This is a genomic window from Candidatus Sysuiplasma jiujiangense (assembly GCA_019721075.1).
Taxonomy (GTDB): domain Archaea; phylum Thermoplasmatota; class Thermoplasmata; order Sysuiplasmatales; family Sysuiplasmataceae; genus Sysuiplasma; species Sysuiplasma jiujiangense.
The window spans coordinates 1-4872 of sequence record JAHEAD010000044.1 but is presented as its reverse complement, the minus strand read 5'-3'; the positions used below and the strand labels follow the sequence as shown (position 1 = coordinate 4872).

General features: G+C 50.6%; 2 protein-coding genes. Both read right to left on the bottom strand.

What is annotated here, in order from left to right:
• A partial coding sequence (locus KIS29_11260) for a hypothetical protein (protein MBX8640903.1) occupies positions 1-327 on the bottom strand: 327 nt, incomplete at its 3' end.
• Positions 320-4672 (bottom strand): hypothetical protein, encoded by a 4353-nt coding sequence (locus tag KIS29_11255; protein ID MBX8640902.1) that lies wholly within the window; start codon positions 4670-4672, stop codon positions 320-322. The genes KIS29_11260 and KIS29_11255, both read right to left, overlap by 8 nt.
• Positions 4673-4872: the final 200 nt, after the last annotated feature.

Sequence of the window (4872 nt, the reverse complement as noted above, 5' to 3'; positions counted from 1 at the left end):
ATTCCCTACGTACAGGTCAGCCACCGCCTGCCCTCCCGCCGTTACATTCACCAGGAACGGGGTGATCATTGGGGCTGCCGTGCCGGTTGGCAGCGTTACGTAGAGATCAAGGCTGGGGTAATATCCCATGATCTGGGCTGCATCCCCCATAATTGTGGCATTCGTCACATTCGCTGCATCCGGCAGGAACGTTCCGGAAACAGATCCCGGATCGCTTCCCCCAGCGCCGGAGGGCATCATAACGGCAATGGCCATGGCGAACGCCAGTATTGCTGATATTGCCACTACTTTCCACAGTTCAATTTTCTTATCCTCTTTTTCATTCATTCTGTTTTGCCTCCTTTGGCTTCCTCATGAGGAATTTTGGCTTGGGCAGGATCGCCCTCCTTCTGGACGTGATGAGCCCATAAATCTTGTTCCTGCGCTTTGCCGGAATCTTTGTGTAGATGTCATTCAGTTCAGGCGGGACGGGTTTCTTCTCGGCATTCAGCAGGAGCACCTGGAACATGGTCATTGCCTCCATGAAGAGGCCTGCCTCATTGTCCTCCGTGTCCTCTTCCTCGTCTCCTCTCCTCAGGTATTTTATCACTTCGTAGAGCACGGTTACCACCGTAACGATCAGGTAAAATATCTCCGCGTCCAGGCCTGTAAGAGCCTTCTCGAGCTGTGATGTCAGGGAGACCTGCTTCGTCGGGTTGTACGAGACCACACTGAATGAGCTGCTTGATCCCGTGAATGATACCTTCTGGCCCGAGATGCCTGTCGGGGTGGTGATGGCAAGAACCGCATACCCGGTGCCTGTTGCGGTGATGTTCAGGCTGAAGGCTGCCTCTCCCGGCTGGATATAGTACATGGCGATGAGGCCGTCGAACTTACCGTTAAAGAGGAGTTCCAGCGTGGTGTTATGCATGATCGACAGGGTCTGTCCTTGGTCCGGAGTGGCAGGGTTGCTGCTGTTGCTTGAGTCCAAGGAGAAGAACACCGTACCGACCGTTGCATTGCCGGCCTGGATTGTTGAAGGCAGAGTGATAGTGTCCTGCAGCCCAACTGATGCGGGAACAATGGGGATGACGGATACCTGGTCGGAGTAGGACCCTGAATTATTATCAAATGTCTCCTTCGTGGCGAACGTCATGGATCCGTTGACTGTTGGCAAAAATGTAACCCTGAGGTATCCCTGGACGATGCTGTGGTCCACAATCTCAGGCAGGAAGAAACCCGATGAATTGGTGACAATGAACTGGAAGGTTGAATTCTCTATCTGCGATGGCGTCAGGAGTGTTCCGTTCTTGAACTCAGGCTCCAGCAGCCATGTTGCATTCTGCCCCGGTATCAAATTCCCCGGCTGGCTGATGGGGTTCAGGATTATGCCATGGTTCGTGCTGTTTATGGCCTGTTCCGTTATCCTGAGGATGTTGGGCCCGTTGAAGTCATAGCCAATGGTCTCATTCACGAGTGTGAAATTAAGGCTGTCTGTCAGGTTGTCATGCGTGTAAAGGTGGTAGCTGCCGGTGGCAAAATAGAGGGTGCTCTCCTGCCCCACTCTCGTAGAGAAATTCACGTAAACGTCCTTCCCTATGGGATTTATGGAGGAGAACTGCGTTGCCAGCGGGGACGAAGCGGGGACGGCCTCCTCATTGATGAACTGCACCCCGTAGGACGGCGTCCTGACGTATATGTCCACGGTCTTTGCGGGCTGGTTCAGCGTCAGGTTGCCGGTGTACAGGACATCGCCCAGGACATCCGTAACCTGAACGGGGTATGTCTGCCCCAGCTCCCCGGTGAAGGTGGAGCTCAGGGACTGCAGGACGCCCCCTATGTAAAGGTAGGCAGTAGGCGACCCGGTGGACGGCCCTGCATTGCCGAGCAGGCCGATGCCGCTGCCGTTGTATGCATAGACATTCACAAGGGCAGAGGCAAGGGGCATTCCCACGTTGACGTAGATCTTCTGCGAGGTTCCCTTTGCGGTAAAGATTCCGGGGTAATTCTCCAGCTGGTATGTCTGAGGATTGATTGCCGACACGGCATACTGGTATGAGGATCCGTTGGCCACAACCATGGGATCCGGATATGTATTGTTGTAGCCGTTGGATGACAGGGATTCCTCCGGGAAGGCAGCACTTGTCTGCTGGTCTATGAGATAGGCAAGAGTGGCATTGAGGGGAATACTTACCAGGCTGTACTGTCCTGTCACATTGAATGATACGTACCCCATCAGCTGCTGCCATGGATTGTAGACATATGCGGTGGCAGTTGATCCCTGGGGAAGCTGGACACTCATGCCAAGAGGCTCAACTTCTATGGGGGACGCTGACCCAGGGGACAGGTACGATACGGTTACATTCAGGTAGGAGGAATACTGGGAAAGGGATTCTCCGCTCTGTTTCTGGTATACGGACAGCTGAACTGTTCCGGGAGGTTTCCCGACTTTGACATATGCTTCCTGGACTGCACCGGAAGCCGTGAAGGATCCCGAGTAAGCCTTCAGAAGGGAGGTTGCGGGGTCAACCGTTGAGACCGTGTACTGGTATGAGGATCCGTTGGCCACAACCATGGGATCCGGATATGTATTGTTGTAGCCGTTCGCCGAGATTGTTTCGCCGCTGAAGGTTGCATTTGTTTCCTCATCAACAAAATAGACGAAGGTAACGTTGAGCGGAATTCCGACCTGCACATAGGTTGAGGAGACATTGAAAGCCTCTGATCCGACCAGCTGGTGCCAGGGATCATAGAGATATGCCGAAGCTATGGAACCGTACGGGAGGGAGAACCCCTCCGATGAAGGGTTGATTGTCTGCGCGGTGGATGATCCAAATGGCGTGTAACTGACCGAGATGCTGAAATATGACGAGAATGTTCCCAGCGACTGGCCCGTCCGACTCTGGTATGGCGACAGCTGAACCTGCTCCATGGTGTTGATCAGCGATGATGGCTCGATCAGCTGCACCTGGATGAAGCTGAAGCCTGACAGGTCCTCAAAGGTGATGTAGTTCTGCCCTGCTGATATTGGCAGGAACGTAGAGGGGAATGCATTGCTCAGCGTCCATGTGCTGTTCCATATCACCGTCGTGTAGTTGGTTCCCGGTGCAAGGGGAATCTGGAAGGAAAAATACTGGAACGTGGAATTGTATGCCTGCCCTGGATTTCCAGTCAGTGTCGATGTCGTCGTGGCATTCGCCTGATAAATGCTTCCTGTGCCGATGGTGAAGGTGGGCATTGAAACAATCGACTGGGATATAAACATATAATAGACCTTCATAGGCTGTTCGAGATTATAAGCTATTTTACCTGCAGGAAACTCCGCTACACTCGGATAGAGTGAATTTAGGTTGCTCTCTCCACTGATAGACTTCATATTACTGTTGTTCAAATAGTAAGTATCATAGGAGTTTGAATTCACTGAGACAGTCCATATTGCAGGGGTGCTGAAGGTAGGAAAGACTGATGTTGTTGTATCTACAACAACAGAATCGTTTGTCATATACCCATACGGATTTTGCAACGTAGAGCCTGAACCACCATCCCATGTTAGCATACCTATGCCGTTGTATCCTGCGTGGTTATCAATTGGTATTTGTATGAAACCGAATGCTGTACTATTATCCTGTGAGCCCTCAATGACCCCGTATTCTGTCATGGAATAACCCGATGCAGAACCAAGATTTTCATTGTAATACATATAACCATTCGCATTCGTGCCTGTAAAAGTAAGACCATTATCCTGCGTATATATAGTGCCTGAATTTACAAATCCCGACGGTAATATTGTTCCGGAGAAATCCCAAGCATTTGGTGAAGTTGAATTTCCGAATACTTTAGGTGCATTGAAATATTCTCCGTAAACTGAACTTAACTGTGGTGCTTCCCCTAAATATCCATTCGCACTAAAAAGATTCTCAAAACTCGGCAGAACCTGCATATCAACGGTTGACGAACCATTGTAGTTCTTTACCCACACTGTGAAGTTGTCTTCTGTACCCTGATTAACCGATTGGATCCAAGCATATAGCAATGAGCCATTTTGTGCAGAGAATTGCACGTTTGAACCTGCCGTGTTGATGCCATAACTCGAAGGATTTGAAATTGTGAGCAACTGTTGGTAAAATCCTGTTCCAGAAGGGACGCCAGACAGGGATATGGGGTAGGAGTGAGTTGCATTAGCAGACTGCAATACTGTAACCTTATTGCTGTATTCCGCTGGGGTTAAATTGGAGCCATACTGGAAAGTGATCGACTGAGAGTAGCCGTATTGATCGGATGCCGTCCACGTAACCAGCAGGGGCGAGGCTACGGGTTGGGTGAAGGTGTACTTGGCAATGCCAGAGGCAACGTTGGGCTGGAACCTGTCCTCCAGTACGCTATTGACTGTGAGATCGATCTGTGACATGAGAGCGGAGGTCTGAGTGCTGTATTTCAACGACAGCAATACGGATGTTCCAACGGATGAATAATCCACAGGGGAAGGCGTGAGGGAGAATGGCACAACGTTCACGCCATATGAACTGGAACCGGAATCCAGCGAACCGAGAGAATTGGTCGAGGGATTCGGATCATTCTGGGCATAGAAACTGATGGTCTTTGATCCTGTGGTATGGAAATATGAGGACTGATCCAATGCGTTCGTTGTAGATGCGGCTGATTCAAGTGCCCTGCCATTCCATGAGGACTGCAATGTCTGAGATTCGCCGGTGAAATTTGTCTCAGAATAATTTGCGTACAATGTTATGGGAGTGAGTGGGTTTACGGTTGTCAGGGAAATGGCTGAATTCTGATAGACGGGATGGCGGTTGCCGTAAAGGTTAAGGTTTACTGTCCAGCTCGGTGAGGCAGCGGATGTATAAGATGCAGAATTACCAGTAAAACTGGGTGAAG